The sequence below is a fragment of the Paraburkholderia sp. CNPSo 3281 genome (assembly GCF_024206515.1).
GTDB lineage: Bacteria > Pseudomonadota > Gammaproteobacteria > Burkholderiales > Burkholderiaceae > Paraburkholderia > Paraburkholderia nodosa.
In genome coordinates, this window is record NZ_JAMBPS010000039.1 from 50,053 (window position 1) to 62,880 (window position 12,828).

The 12,828-nt window shown below is 64.9% G+C and carries 11 protein-coding genes; all 11 read right to left on the reverse strand.

Annotation, left to right across the window (positions count from 1 at the left end):
• Positions 1–22 precede the first annotated feature (22 nt).
• Positions 23–940 (reverse strand): UDP-3-O-acyl-N-acetylglucosamine deacetylase, encoded by a 918-nt coding sequence (lpxC, locus tag M3I56_RS28930; protein ID WP_028207797.1) that lies wholly within the window; start codon positions 938–940, stop codon positions 23–25.
• Positions 941–1,200: 260 nt separating this feature from the next.
• Entirely contained in the window at positions 1,201–1,710 is a 510-nt protein-coding gene (locus M3I56_RS28935) for a peroxiredoxin (RefSeq protein ID WP_254356873.1), read from the reverse strand.
• Between the two features lie 265 nt (positions 1,711–1,975).
• A complete protein-coding gene (gene ftsZ, locus M3I56_RS28940; protein WP_028207795.1) occupies positions 1,976–3,178 on the reverse strand; it encodes a cell division protein FtsZ in 1,203 nt (400 codons plus the stop codon).
• Between the two features lie 142 nt (positions 3,179–3,320).
• Complete coding sequence (gene ftsA / locus M3I56_RS28945; RefSeq protein ID WP_042270315.1) at positions 3,321–4,553, reverse strand: cell division protein FtsA; 1,233 nt, start codon at positions 4,551–4,553, stop codon at positions 3,321–3,323.
• Between the two features lie 27 nt (positions 4,554–4,580).
• Positions 4,581–5,336 (reverse strand): cell division protein FtsQ/DivIB, encoded by a 756-nt coding sequence (locus M3I56_RS28950; protein ID WP_254356874.1) that lies wholly within the window; start codon positions 5,334–5,336, stop codon positions 4,581–4,583.
• 60 nt (positions 5,337–5,396) lie between these two features.
• Positions 5,397–6,350 carry a D-alanine--D-alanine ligase gene (locus M3I56_RS28955; protein WP_254356875.1) on the reverse strand — a complete coding sequence of 318 codons (954 nt, stop codon included), beginning with the start codon at positions 6,348–6,350 and terminating at the stop codon, positions 5,397–5,399.
• 5 nt (positions 6,351–6,355) lie between these two features.
• The gene (murC, locus tag M3I56_RS28960; protein WP_028207791.1) at positions 6,356–7,750 is read right to left on the reverse strand and encodes a UDP-N-acetylmuramate--L-alanine ligase; all 1,395 of its coding nucleotides are present in this window, start codon (positions 7,748–7,750) and stop codon (positions 6,356–6,358) included.
• Entirely contained in the window at positions 7,747–8,850 is a 1,104-nt protein-coding gene (murG, locus tag M3I56_RS28965) for an undecaprenyldiphospho-muramoylpentapeptide beta-N-acetylglucosaminyltransferase (protein WP_028207790.1), read from the reverse strand. The genes murC and murG overlap by 4 nt, the downstream gene beginning before the upstream one ends.
• The gene (gene ftsW, locus M3I56_RS28970) at positions 8,847–10,112 is read right to left on the reverse strand and encodes a putative lipid II flippase FtsW (RefSeq protein WP_028207789.1); all 1,266 of its coding nucleotides are present in this window, start codon (positions 10,110–10,112) and stop codon (positions 8,847–8,849) included. Before ftsW ends, murG begins: the two co-directional genes overlap by 4 nt.
• Positions 10,109–11,626: a UDP-N-acetylmuramoyl-L-alanine--D-glutamate ligase gene (gene murD, locus M3I56_RS28975; protein ID WP_254356876.1), complete on the reverse strand. Its 1,518-nt coding sequence runs from the start codon at positions 11,624–11,626 to the stop codon at positions 10,109–10,111. The genes ftsW and murD overlap by 4 nt, the downstream gene beginning before the upstream one ends.
• Before the next feature lie 28 nt (positions 11,627–11,654).
• Entirely contained in the window at positions 11,655–12,824 is a 1,170-nt protein-coding gene (gene mraY, locus M3I56_RS28980) for a phospho-N-acetylmuramoyl-pentapeptide-transferase (protein ID WP_254356877.1), read from the reverse strand.
• Positions 12,825–12,828 lie beyond the last annotated feature (4 nt).

A 12,828-nucleotide genomic window follows, 5' to 3' on the forward strand; every position in this document is an offset into this window, starting at 1 on the left:
ACTGGCGTATCGCGCTCGAAACTCAGGCGAATGCCGTCTGCGCCTCGTAGCCGAAGCCGCGCGGCGCCTTCTGCGGATCGTCGAACGTGACGATCTCGTAAGCGTCCTCATTCGCGAGCAGCTCGCGCAGCAGCGCGTTGTTCAGGCCGTGGCCCGACTTGTAGGCGTCGTACGCCGCCAGCAGCGGATGGCCGACCACGTAGAGGTCGCCGATCGCATCGAGCATCTTGTGCTTCACGAACTCGTCGTCGTAGCGCAGGCCGTCGTTGTTCAGAATGCGGTACTCGTCCAGCACGATGGCGTTGTCCATGCTGCCGCCGCGCGCGAGGCCCAGCTCACGCATCATCTCGACTTCGTGTGCGAAGCCGAACGTGCGGGCGCGCGCGATTTCGCGCACGTACGAGGTATTCGCGAAGTCCACTTCGAGCGCCTGGCCCGTCTTGTCGACGGCCGGGTGGCGGAAGTCGATCGTGAACTTGAGCTTGAAGCCGAAATAAGGCTCGAGACGTGCGAACTTGTCGCCGTCGCGGATCTCCACCGGCTTCTTGACCTTGATGAATTTCTTCGGAGCGTTCTGCTCCTCAATACCCGCCGACTGGATCAGGAACACAAACGAAGCCGCGCTGCCGTCCATGATCGGAATTTCCTCGGCGGTCACATCCACATAGAGGTTGTCGATGCCAAGGCCTGCGCAGGCGGACATGAGGTGCTCGATCGTCGAGACACGTGCGCCGTCTTTCTGCAGCACCGAGGCCAGGCGGGTATCGCCAATCGCCATCGCCGATGCGGGGATATCCACCGGCGTCGGCAAATCCACGCGCGAAAACACGATGCCCGTGTTCGGCGCCGCCGGACGGAGCGTCAGGTCGACCTTGCGCCCCGAGTGCAGGCCAATGCCGACTGTCTTCACGATTGATTTGATGGTTCGCTGCTTCAACATGGTCTTCTTGCTCATTGAAAATCCCAATCGGGACTTTTTAATTCATAGCACGAATTATACTCCAGTTGCGCCGACTCCGTCGTTTTCACCAGCGTGACAAACTGTTTCCCCGTGTTACCCACCAGGGATGAAGCGCGGGCCGATGCCCGGAACGGAGGCGTTCCCGGGGTGATCGGCCCGCTTGGCTCACGTAATCACCTGTCACATTTATGTCGCAGGTGCGCGTTGCATCAGGGCAACGCCGCGCCCGCGAACGCGCTTCATGCGTGGGTCAACGTGGCAAGTATGCTCGCAGCATCGCTTACTTCGAACTTGCCGGGTGCTTCGACGTGCAGCGTCTTGACCACGCCGTCGTCGACCACCATCGCATAGCGCTGGGAGCGGATTCCCATGCCACGCGCCGACAAATCCTGCTCCAGTCCGAGTGCTCGAGTCAACGCTGCGCTGCCGTCGGCCATCATGCGTACCTTGCCCGAGGTACGCTGATCGCGTCCCCACGCGCCCATGACGAACGCGTCGTTGACGGACACGCACCAGACCTCGTCGACACCGGCCGCGCGCAGCGCGTCGAAGTGTTCGACGTAACCCGGCACGTGCTTCGCGGAGCACGTGGGCGTGAATGCGCCCGGCAATCCGAAGATCACCACGCGCTTGCCCGCCGCTTCCTTTTGCACGTCGAAGCTGTTAGGCCCCAGCGTGCAACCCTCGCGCGCGTCTTCGACGAACTCGAAGAGGGTCGCTTCGGGCAGCGTTTCACCCTGTTTGATCATGACTCGTCCTTCGCAACGATGCGCAAGCGTGTCGCGCTGGCGTCGTGCAATGTTGGGCAACGATGTACTCCAAGGTTACACAGGTTCGTTGGGCGACACCGCGCCTGTCCCCCACGCTCGACGCGTGGCGGGCAACCGTCCCTGCCGCGCATCCTCGCGGATGCGGCCTTGCTGGTCCTGCTCGCCTTCATTGCTACGCAGCGCGCGCGCTCTGTCTGCGGGCGAGGGCAACGCGTGCCCTGCCGCAGTCAGATCGGCTCGCGCGTCAGTCCGCCTGCTTGCGCAGGAACGCCGGGATATCGTACGTGTCGACGCCCTTCTCCTGCAGCGCCTGCACATGCGAAGCCGCGGTGTCGCGCGACGTGCGCCACACTGCCGGCGTGTCGAGCGCGCCGTAGTCGGCCGTATTGCCGTGGCCGCTGTGCTGCGGTGCGTACGAACCCGCCGGAGCCGGGATCGGCTGGTTGTCCGTGCCCGTGCGCAGCAGTTGCATCGGCGCGGCTTGCTGCTTCTTCGCAGCACGGCCGAGGCCCGTTGCCACCACCGTCACGCGCAGCGCGTCGCCCATCGCGTCGTCGTACACCGCACCGAAGATCACCGTCGCATCTTCCGCAGCATAGCTCTTGATGGTGTTCATCACTTCGCGCGTTTCCGACAGACGCAGCGAACGGCTCGACGTGATGTTGACCAGCACGCCGCGCGCCCCCGACAGATCGACGCCTTCGAGCAGCGGGCTCGCCACGGCCTGTTCTGCCGCGAGGCGTGCGCGATCGACGCCGGCAACCGTCGCCGTGCCCATCATCGCCTTGCCCTGCTCGCCCATCACCGTCTTCACGTCTTCAAAGTCGACGTTCACGAGACCGTCGACGTTGATGATTTCGGCGATGCCTGCAACGGCGTTGTTCAGAACGTCGTCCGCGCACTGGAAGCACTTGTCCATCTCGGCGTCATCGCCCATCACGTCGAACAGCTTGTCGTTCAGGACGACGATCAGCGAGTCGACGTGATCCTCCAGTTGCTGCGAGCCGGCTTCCGCCACGCGCATACGCTTGCCGCCTTCGAACTCGAACGGCTTGCTCACCACGCCAACGGTGAGAATGCCCATTTCCTTGGCGATCTGCGCGACGACCGGGGCTGCACCCGTGCCGGTGCCGCCGCCCATGCCGGCAGTGATGAACACCATGTGCGCGCCGCGCAGTGCGTCGGCGATGCGCTCACGGGCTTCTTCAGCCGCCGCGCGGCCCATCTCCGGCTTCGCACCGGCGCCAAGGCCCGTGTTGCCGAGCTGAATCACGGCCGATGCACGCGAGCGCGAGAGCGCCTGTGCGTCCGTGTTCATCACGATGAAATCGACGCCTTGCACGCCGCGGTTAATCATGTGCTGCACGGCATTGCCGCCCGCACCACCAACGCCTACCACCTTGATGATGGTGCCGTTGGTTTCCGTTTCCAGCATCTGGAATTCCATGTTGCCTCCGTCAAGAAAAAGATTCCGCTCCTCGGCCGTTATCCAGTGGAAGATCGGGCAACCTTCCACTGCGCGCTAGCCGCCGTCACCAGCGCGATTTTTCGAAGCTTGTACTTCGCCTTCTGTCCTGCGACTTCTGTCGTTAGAAGTTGCCGAGGAACCAGTCCTTCATGCGTGAAAAGACCTGGCCCATCGACCCCGACTGCACTGCAACCTTGCGCCCGCGCATGCGCTGCGAGCGGCCTTCGACGAGCAGGCCCATCGCCGTCGAGTAGCGCGGATTGCGCACCACGTCGGCCAGACCGCCCGCGTATTCCGGCACGCCGATGCGCACCGGCTTCAGGAAGATGTCCTCGCCCAGTTCCACCATGCCCGGCATCATCGCGGCGCCACCCGTGAGCACGACGCCCGAGCTCAGCAGTTCTTCGTAGCCCGACTCGCGCACCACCTGCTGCACGAGCGAGAAAAGCTCTTCCACGCGCGGCTCGATCACGGCGGCAAGTGCCTGGCGCGACAGCGTGCGCGGACCGCGCTCGCCCAGACCCGGCACTTCGATCATCTCGTCCGGATCGGCGAGGGCCTGCTTCGCGATGCCGTAGCTCACCTTGATGTCTTCCGCGTCGGGCGTGGGCGTGCGCAGCGCCATGGCGATGTCGCTCGTCACCTGGTCGCCCGCGATCGGAATCACCGCGGTATGGCGAATCGCGCCTTCGCTGAAGATCGCGATGTCGGTCGTGCCGCCGCCGACATCGACGAGCACCACGCCCAGTTCCTTTTCGTCCTCGGTCAGCACCGCCAGCGACGAAGCGAGCGGCTGCAGAATAAGGTCGTTCACTTCGAGGCCGCAGCGGCGCACGCACTTCACGATGTTCTGCGCCGCGCTCACCGCGCCCGTCACGATATGCACCTTTACTTCCAGACGGATGCCGCTCATACCGATCGGCTCGCGCACATCTTCCTGACCGTCGATGATGAATTCCTGCGTGAGGATATGCAGCACCTGCTGGTCGGTCGGGATGTTGATCGCCTTCGCCGTTTCGATCACGCGCGCGACGTCTGCCTGCGTGACTTCCTTCTCCTTGATGGCGACCATGCCGCTCGAGTTGAAGCTGCGAATGTGGCTGCCCGCAATGCCGGTGAATACGTTAGTGATCTTGCAGTCGGCCATGAGTTCCGCTTCTTCGAGCGCTCTCTGGATAGACTGCACCGTGGCCTCGATGTTCACCACCACGCCTTTCTTGAGACCTTTCGATTCGCTCTGGCCGAGACCGATCACTTCGTAGTGGCCCTCGCCCTTCAATTCGGCGACGACGGCCACCACCTTCGACGTCCCGATGTCGAGGCTGACCAGCAGATCCTTATAGTCTTTACTCATATCGCGCTCGTTGCGTGTGATGTTCTGTTACTTCTTGCCCGGAGCGGGCGTGTCACTGATGAAGCGCATGCCGGCCGCCCTTATCGCAAACCCGTTCGGATAACGCAAGTCCGCGTATTCGATCTCTTTGCCCCAACGTTGCGTCACCGCCGACCATGCCGCGATGAGGCGGTGCGATCGCTCGCTCATTGTGTCGGCGTTACGCTCGCGGCCCAGCTCCACCTGCATGCCGTTCGAGAGCTTCACCGTCCACGCGTAACGCGGCGAGAGCGTCACCTCGTCGGGCGTGAGCCCGAGCGGCGCGAACCACTTCTCCAGGTCGCGGTAGCGCGCGACCACTTCGGGCGCGGTGCCGTCGGGGCCATCGAACGCGGGCAACTCTTCGTCGAGTTCGCCCTGATTCGCCGTGAACAGTTCGCCGTCCGTGCTCACGAGCTGATCGCTGCCCCACGTGCCCAGCGGTTTGTACTCCTCGAGCGTGACAGCCAGTGCGTTGGGCCACACGCGGCGCACGCTCGCGTGACGCACCCACGGCATCTGCTCGAACGCGGCGCGCGCCGTATCGAGATCGACCGTGAAGAAGTTGCCCTTCAGCCGCCCGACCACGCTTGCACGCACGGTGGGCGAATTGATGTGCTCGATGTCGCCCTCGATGCGGATCTCTCTCAGCGCGAAGTTCGGGCGCTGCACGAGCCAGTAGCAGCCGGCCGCCAGCAGCGCGAGCACGAGCAGCGCGTGCAACGCGTTGGCGGCAAGGTTGAGCTGGCGTACGTTATTCCACATTTCGAGATTGTCGGTTCAATTCCGGTTTGGCAATTCGTCGGTCAGAGATTAATCAGGGGTTCAATCTTTTAGCGTGAGTGCCAGCACGCGCACCACGAGATCGCGATACTCGATGCCTACCGAGCGCGCGGCCTTCGGCGGCAGCGAGTGATCGGTCATGCCCGGCGCCGTGTTCACTTCGAGGAAGTACGCGTTGCCTGCCCGGTCCATCATGAAATCGGCGCGGCCCCAGTCGGTGCAGCCGAGCACGTCGAACGCGCGGCGCGCGAGCTTCTTCAGTTCCGCTTCCTTCTCCGGCGCGACGCCACAGGGAATCAGATACTGCGTCGTGTCGAGGATGTACTTCGCGTCGTAGTCGTAGAACTCACCCGCCGGCACGATCTTGATGATCGGCAGATCGAGGTCGCCAGCGATACACGCGGTGTACTCGCCGCCGCCTTCGATGCTTTTTTCCACCAGCACGATCTTGTCGAACTTCGCGGCTTCTTCGAGCGCCGGCACGAGTTGGCTTTCCGCCTTCACCTTGATCACGGCCACGCTCGAGCCTTCGCTCGCGGGCTTGACGAAAAGCGGCAAGCCTAGCTTCGCGAGGATCTGCGGCGCGCGCGCCGCGTAGTCGTCGCCGCGCAGCACCGCTTCGAACGGCGGCGTGGGAATGCCGAGCTGCTGCCACACGAGCTTGCTGCGGAACTTGTCGAGCCCGAGCGCGGAGCCGAGGACGCCCGTGCCCGTATAGCGAATGCCGTAGAAGTCGAGCGCGCCCTGGATCTGGCCGTTCTCGCCGTAGCCGCCGTGCAGCGCGTTGAACGCGCGCACGAAACCTTCGTCCTTGAGCGCCGAAAGCGGGCGTTCTGACGGGTCGAACGGATGCGCGTCGATGCCGGCGCTCTGCAGCGCCTGCAGCACCAGCGTGCCCGACTTGAGCGATACCTCGCGCTCGGCGGACACGCCGCCGTACAACACGGCCACCTTGCCGAACTGCTTCGGGTCGAACTTCGGATCGATACTGCTCATGTCGCTCACGCCTTCTGTTCCTGGGCTGCGATCCGGCCCGGCACACCGCCGATCGAACCCGCGCCCATCGTAATCACCACATCGCCGTCGCGCACCACTGCTGCAAGCGCCTCCGGCACTTCATCCACGGTCTCGACGAACACCGGCTCGACCTTGCCCGCCACGCGAATCGCGCGAGCGAGCGCGCGGCCATCCGCTGCGACGATCGGCGCTTCGCCAGCCGCATAGACATCGGTCAGCACGAGCGCGTCGACGGTCGACAGCACGCGCACGAAGTCTTCGAAACAGTCGCGCGTACGCGTATAGCGGTGCGGCTGGAACGCCAGCACGAGTCGGCGCTCGGGAAACGCGCCGCGCGCCGCTGCGATCGTCGCGGCCATTTCCACCGGGTGATGGCCATAGTCGTCGATCAACGTCCAGGCGCCGCCGCCGTTGACGGGAATCTCGCCATAGCGCTGAAAACGACGGCCCACGCCGTTGAATTCCGCGAGCGCGCGTTGAATATCGGCGTCCTTCACTTCGAGTTCGGTCGCGATCGCAATCGCGGCGAGCGCGTTCTGCACGTTGTGCGTGCCCGGCAAATTCAGCACGATGTCGAGCGACGGCGCGTCTTCGCGCATCACCGTGAAGTGCATCTTGCCTTCGCGCGCGATCACGTTCACTGCGCGCACCTGCGCGTCGGACGCGAAGCCGTAACGGATGATCGGCTTCGAGACGAACGGCAGAATCTCCTTCACGTTCGGATCGTCCACGCACAGCACCGCAATGCCATAGAACGGCAGCCGATGCGTGAACTCGATGAACGCCTGTTTCAGGCGCGCGAAATCGTGCCCGTAGGTGTCCATGTGATCGGCGTCGATGTTCGTAATGACTTCGATCACCGGGAACAGGTTCAGGAACGACGCGTCGGATTCGTCGGCTTCCGCCACGATGAAGTCGCCCGTGCCGAGGCGCGCGTTCGCGCCCGCACTGATCAGGCGCCCGCCGATCACGAAGGTCGGATCGAGCCCGCCCGCGGCCAGCACGCTCGCCACGAGCGAGGTCGTGGTGGTCTTGCCGTGCGTGCCTGCGATCGCGATGCCCTGCTTTAGACGCATCAGTTCCGCGAGCATCACGGCGCGCGGCACGATGGGAATGCGGCGATGGCGTGCCGCGAGCACTTCGGGGTTGTCGCTGCGCACCGCGGTCGAAACGACCACGGCATTCGCGCCTTCGATGTTCTCTTCGGCATGGCCGATCGCGATGCGCGCGCCGAGCGCGGCGAGTCGATCGGTGACCGCGTTCTTCGCGAGGTCCGAGCCGCTTACCTGATAACCGAGGTTGACGAGCACTTCGGCGATGCCGCTCATGCCCGCGCCGCCGATGCCAACGAAATGGATATGTTTGACGATGTGTTTCATTGCTTTCCTCCCGCACTTACGCCCGCCACGGCCGCGCAGATGCGCGCGACCTGATCGGCGGCGTCGGGTTTCGCGAGCGCGCGAGCGCGCCCTGCCATTTCCGCCAGCGATGTTCTGGTCTGATGCCGCAACCAGTCGGCGAGCCCTTCCGCCGTCAGATCGCGTTGCTGCACCACGAGCGCTGCGTCCTTGTCGGCAAGGAACGCGGCGTTGGTGGTCTGGTGGTCGTCCACGGCGTAGGGGAACGGCACGAAGCATGCCGCCACGCCCACGGCCGCGATTTCGGCCACCGTCATTGCGCCCGAACGGCAGACCACGAGGTCCGCGTTCCGGTAGGCGCTCGCCATGTCGTCGATGAACGGCACGAGCTGCACCGTGTCATTCAGTTCGAGTCCGGCGTCGAGATAGTTTTGACGCAAGACGTCGATGTGCTTTGCGCCCGCCTGATGCACGATGTGCGGACGCTCTTCCGGCGCAAGCAGCGACAGCGCGCGCGGCACCACTTCGTTGAGCGCCGTGGCGCCGAGACTGCCGCCCACCACGAGCACGCGCAGCGGACCGCTGCGCGAGGCGTAGCGCGCCGCCGGCGCGTCGACGTGTTCGAGCGCTTCGCGGATCGGGTTGCCGGTCCACTCGGCGTTCGGCAACGCGCCTGGAAATGCCACGAGCACGCGCCTGGCCAGCTTCGCGAGCACCTTGTTCGCGAGACCCGCAATCGAATTCTGTTCATGCAGCACGAGCGGACGGCCCGAAAGCGCGCTCATCACGCCCGCCGGGAACGTGATGTACCCGCCCATGCCGAGCACGACGTCGGGCTTCACGCGGCGCAGCGCCGCGAGGCTCTGCGTGCAGGCGCGCAGCAGGTTCAGCGGCAGCATCAGCTTGGTCTTGATGCCCTTGCCGCGCACGCCGCCAAAGCGCACGTATTCCATCGTGATGCCGTGCTTCGGCACGAGCGTCGCTTCCATGCCTGCGGGATTGCCGAGCCACACCACGCGCCAGCCCCACTGCTCCATGCGATGCGCGACGGCGAGCCCCGGGAACACGTGTCCCCCGGTGCCGCCGGCCATCACCATGAGCGTGCGCGTCGCTGCGGTCATACCTTGCCTCCGCGCATCAGGACCCGGTTCTCGTAATCCACACGCAACAGCAGCGCCACCGCGACGCAGTTCAGCAAAATGCCCGAGCCGCCATAGCTCACGAGCGGCAGCGTGAGACCCTTGGTCGGCAACAGACCCAGGTTCACGCCCATGTTGATGAAGGCCTGCGCGCCGAACCACACGCCGAGACCCTTGGCGACGAGGCCCGCGAACGTGCGGTCGAGCGCGAGCGCCTGGCGGCCGATCTCGAACGAGCGGCGCACGATCCAGTAGAACAGCAGGATCACGATGAGCACGCCGACGAAACCGAGTTCCTCGCCGATCACGGCGAGAATAAAGTCGGTGTGCGCTTCCGGCAGGTAGTTGAGCTTCTCGACGCTGCCGCCAAGACCCACGCCGAACCACTCGCCGCGACCGAACGCGATGAGCGAGTGCGTGAGCTGGTACGCCTTGCCCTGCGCGTAGCGGTCGTCCCACGGATCGAGGTACGCGAAGATCCGTTCGCGGCGCCACGGCGACGCCCACACGAGCAGCGTAAAGGTGCCCACTGCCGTGGCCACGAGGCCGCCGAACAGCTTGCCGTTCACGCCGCCGAGGAACAGCACACCCATGGCGATCGCGGCGATCACCATGAACGCGCCCATGTCGGGCTCGAGCAGCAGCAGCGCGCCGACCACGCCCACGGCGAATGCCATCGGCAGGAAGCCTTTCGCGAAACTGTGCATGTATTCCTGCTTGCGCACCGTGTAGTTCGCCGCGTAAATCGTCACGGCGAGCTTCATGATTTCCGACGGCTGCATGTTCGTGACGCCGAGCGGAATCCAGCGCCGCGCGCCGTTCACGCCCTTGCCGATGTGCGGAATCAGCACGACCACGAGCATGGCGAGCGCAATCAGAAAGAGCTTCGGCGCGTAGCGGTCCCACGTGGAAACGGGAATGCGGAACGTGACGAGCGCCGCGACCGTGGCGATCACGAGCGAAACGATGTGGCGCACGAGGAACGCCCAGTCGCGATACGAGGCGTACTTGGGCGAATCGGGCATGGCGATCGAGGCCGAGTAGACCATCACCACGCCAAGACCGAGCAGCGCGATCACGGCCCACAGGAGCGAGTGGTCGTAGTCGAGCATGCGCGAGCGGCCCGGACGCACGCCGTTGACGACGCTCGCAAGACCGCCCGAGCGCGCGCCGCCGCCCGACGAACCGCCGGCCTGACCGTCTTCGCGCGAGAGGCGCGCACCGAATCGCTCGGACCAGCTCATATCATCGTCCCCCGTTCTGCGGCGATTTCTTCTACGGTGTCGTGGAACACAGCCGCGCGATGGGCGTAGTCGCGGAACATGTCGAGGCTCGCACAAGCGGGCGAAAGCAGCACGACGTCGCCGGGTTGCGCGAGCGCCGCCGCCGCGCGCGTGGCTTCTTCGAGCGTCGCGTAGTCGCTCATCGCGATGCCGGTTTCTTCGAGCGCCGCGCGGATCTTCGACGCGTCGCGGCCGATCAGCATCACCGCGCGGCACCAGCGCGCCACGGGCGCTGCGAGCGGATCGAAGTCCTGGCCCTTGCCGTCGCCGCCGGCGATCAGCACCGCGCGCTGCGCGAGGCCGTCGAGCGCCGCGACCGTCGCGCCCACGTTCGTGCCCTTGCTGTCATCCACGTAGTCGATGCCTTCGATCGACGCGATCAACTCCACGCGATGCGGCTCGCCGCGATACTCGCGCAGGCCGTGCAGAAGCGGTGCGGGCGCCAGGTCGATCGCGCGCGTGAGCGCGAACGCCGCGAGCGCGTTGGCCGCATTGTGCAGACCGCGAATACGCAGGGCGTCGGCGGGCATGAGGCGCTTCATGCCGAGGTTTACGGGCGCCGCTTCCTGCTGCTTGCGGCGACGCGGGGACACAGGCACGTCGGCCGCATCGAGATCGTGGGCCTGCACGAGCCACTGCATGCCGTTCTCGCGCAACAGACCCAGGTCGCCGTCGTTCTCAGGCTCGTTCAGGCCGAAGGTCACGACCTTTGCGTCGCCACTCGCCTTCACGCTCGCGAGCGACATGACGCGCGCGTCGTCGCGGTTGAGTACGCGCGTCGTGCGCGGCCCGAAGATGCGGCCCTTCGCGGCCGCGTAGGCGTCGAGGCCGCCGTGCCAGTCGAGATGGTCCTGCGTGATGTTGAGGACCGCCGCGGCGTCCGGTTCGAACGTATGCGACGTCTCCAGCTGGAAGCTCGACAGTTCGAGCACCCAGACGTCGGGCAGCGCGGTGTTGTCGATGGCTTCGGCGAGCTTGTCGAGCATGGCCGGGCTGATGTTGCCCGCCACCGCGACGCGCTTGCCTGCGCGCTCGCAAAGCATGCCTGTGAGGCTCGTCGTGGTGGTCTTGCCGTTCGTGCCGGTGATGGCGAGCACCTTCGGTGCGTAGCCGCTCTCGCCAAGATGGCGCAGTGCTTGTGCGAAGAGTTCGAGCTCGCCCCAGACTTCGAGGCCGCGCTCGCGGGCCGCCGCGATCAGCGGCACGAGATCTTCGGCGAGCGGCGAGAGGCCCGGGCTGATCGCGACGAGTTCCACGCCGTCGAGCAGCGCCGTCGTGAACGGGCCGCCCACGAAATCGGCGTCGATGCCGCGCGCGGCGAGTTCGGGAAGATTGGGCGGCGCTGCACGCGAATCGGCAATGCGCAGGCGGCAACCATGCCGCGCGCACCAGCGCGCCATCGCGAGACCCGATTCCCCGAGTCCCAGCACGAGCACCATCGGCTTTTGCCGATCCCGAAACTTCTCGCCAAACATCGCTTGCTTCCCTTGCTTACTTAGAGGCTCAACGCAGCTTGAGCGTGGACAGACCGATCAGACACAGCATCAGCGTGATAACCCAGAAACGCACGACAACCTGCGTTTCCTTCCAGCCGGACAGCTCGAAATGGTGATGCAGCGGCGCCATCTTGAAGATGCGGCGCCCTTCGCCGTAACGCTTTTTCGTGTACTTGAACCAGGTGACCTGCAGCATCACGGAGAGCGTCTCTGCAACGAAGATGCCGCCCATGATGAAAAGCACGATTTCCTGACGCACGATCACCGCGATGGTTCCCAGCGCGCCGCCGAGCGCGAGCGCGCCCACGTCGCCCATGAACACCTGGGCCGGGTACGTGTTGAACCAGAGGAACGCGAGCCCTGCCCCGCCCATCGCCGAACAGAAGATGAGCAGTTCGCCGGCTCCGGCAATGTGCGGAAAGAGCAGATACTTCGAGTAGACTGAGCTGCCCATCACATAGGCGAACACGCCGAGCGACGCGCCGACCAGCACGACGGGCATGATCACTAGACCGTCGAGGCCATCGGTGAGGTTCACGGCGTTGCTCGCGCCGACGATCACGAAATACGTGAGTGCGATGAAGCCCCACACGCCGAGCGGATAACTCATCGACTTGAGGAACGGCAGCAGCAAGTCGGCGCGCGCGGGCAGGCCCATCGACAGGCCGCTACGCACCCACGCCATGAAGAGATCGAACACGCGCACGTTGCTCGCTTCGGAGACGCTGAACGCGAGGTACACCGCAGCGAACAGACCGATCACCGACTGCCAGAAGTACTTCTCGCGCGAAGACATGCCGCGCGGGTCCTTGTAGACGACCTTGCGATAGTCGTCGACCCAGCCGATCGCGCCAAAGCCGAACGTGACGAGCATCACGATCCAGATGAAGCGGTTCGTGAGGTCGCCCCACAGCAAGGTGGAAACCGCGATGCCGAGCAGAATGAGCACGCCGCCCATGGTGGGCGTGCCGGACTTCACGAGGTGAGTTTGCGGGCCGTCCGTACGCACGGCCTGGCCGACCTTCATCGCGGTGAGCTTGCGGATCACCCACGGGCCGAGAAAAAGCCCGATCGCCATCGCGGTGATGGTGGCCATCACCGCACGGAACGTCAGATAACTGAACACGCGCAAGAAGCTTGCGTCATTCTGCAGCCATTGCGCCAGCGCCAGTAGCATGCCT

Bases quoted from the DNA above. Each gene is read 5' to 3' on its own strand.
- M3I56_RS28950 (WP_254356874.1), bottom strand. From the start codon at position 5,336: ATGTGGAATAACGTACGCCAGCTCAACCTTGCCGCCAACGCGTTGCAC.
- ftsZ (WP_028207795.1), bottom strand. From the start codon at position 3,178: ATGGAATTCCAGATGCTGGAAACGGAAACCAACGGCACCATCATCAAG.
- murC (WP_028207791.1), bottom strand. From the start codon at position 7,750: ATGAAACACATCGTCAAACATATCCATTTCGTTGGCATCGGCGGCGCG.
- mraY (WP_254356877.1), bottom strand. From the start codon at position 12,824: ATGCTACTGGCGCTGGCGCAATGGCTGCAGAATGACGCAAGCTTCTTG.
- ftsW (WP_028207789.1), bottom strand. From the start codon at position 10,112: ATGAGCTGGTCCGAGCGATTCGGTGCGCGCCTCTCGCGCGAAGACGGT.
- murD (WP_254356876.1), bottom strand. From the start codon at position 11,626: ATGTTTGGCGAGAAGTTTCGGGATCGGCAAAAGCCGATGGTGCTCGTG.
- M3I56_RS28935 (WP_254356873.1), bottom strand. From the start codon at position 1,710: ATGATCAAACAGGGTGAAACGCTGCCCGAAGCGACCCTCTTCGAGTTC.
- murG (WP_028207790.1), bottom strand. From the start codon at position 8,850: ATGACCGCAGCGACGCGCACGCTCATGGTGATGGCCGGCGGCACCGGG.
- M3I56_RS28955 (WP_254356875.1), bottom strand. From the start codon at position 6,350: ATGAGCAGTATCGATCCGAAGTTCGACCCGAAGCAGTTCGGCAAGGTG.
- lpxC (WP_028207797.1), bottom strand. From the start codon at position 940: ATGTTGAAGCAGCGAACCATCAAATCAATCGTGAAGACAGTCGGCATT.
- ftsA (WP_042270315.1), bottom strand. From the start codon at position 4,553: ATGAGTAAAGACTATAAGGATCTGCTGGTCAGCCTCGACATCGGGACG.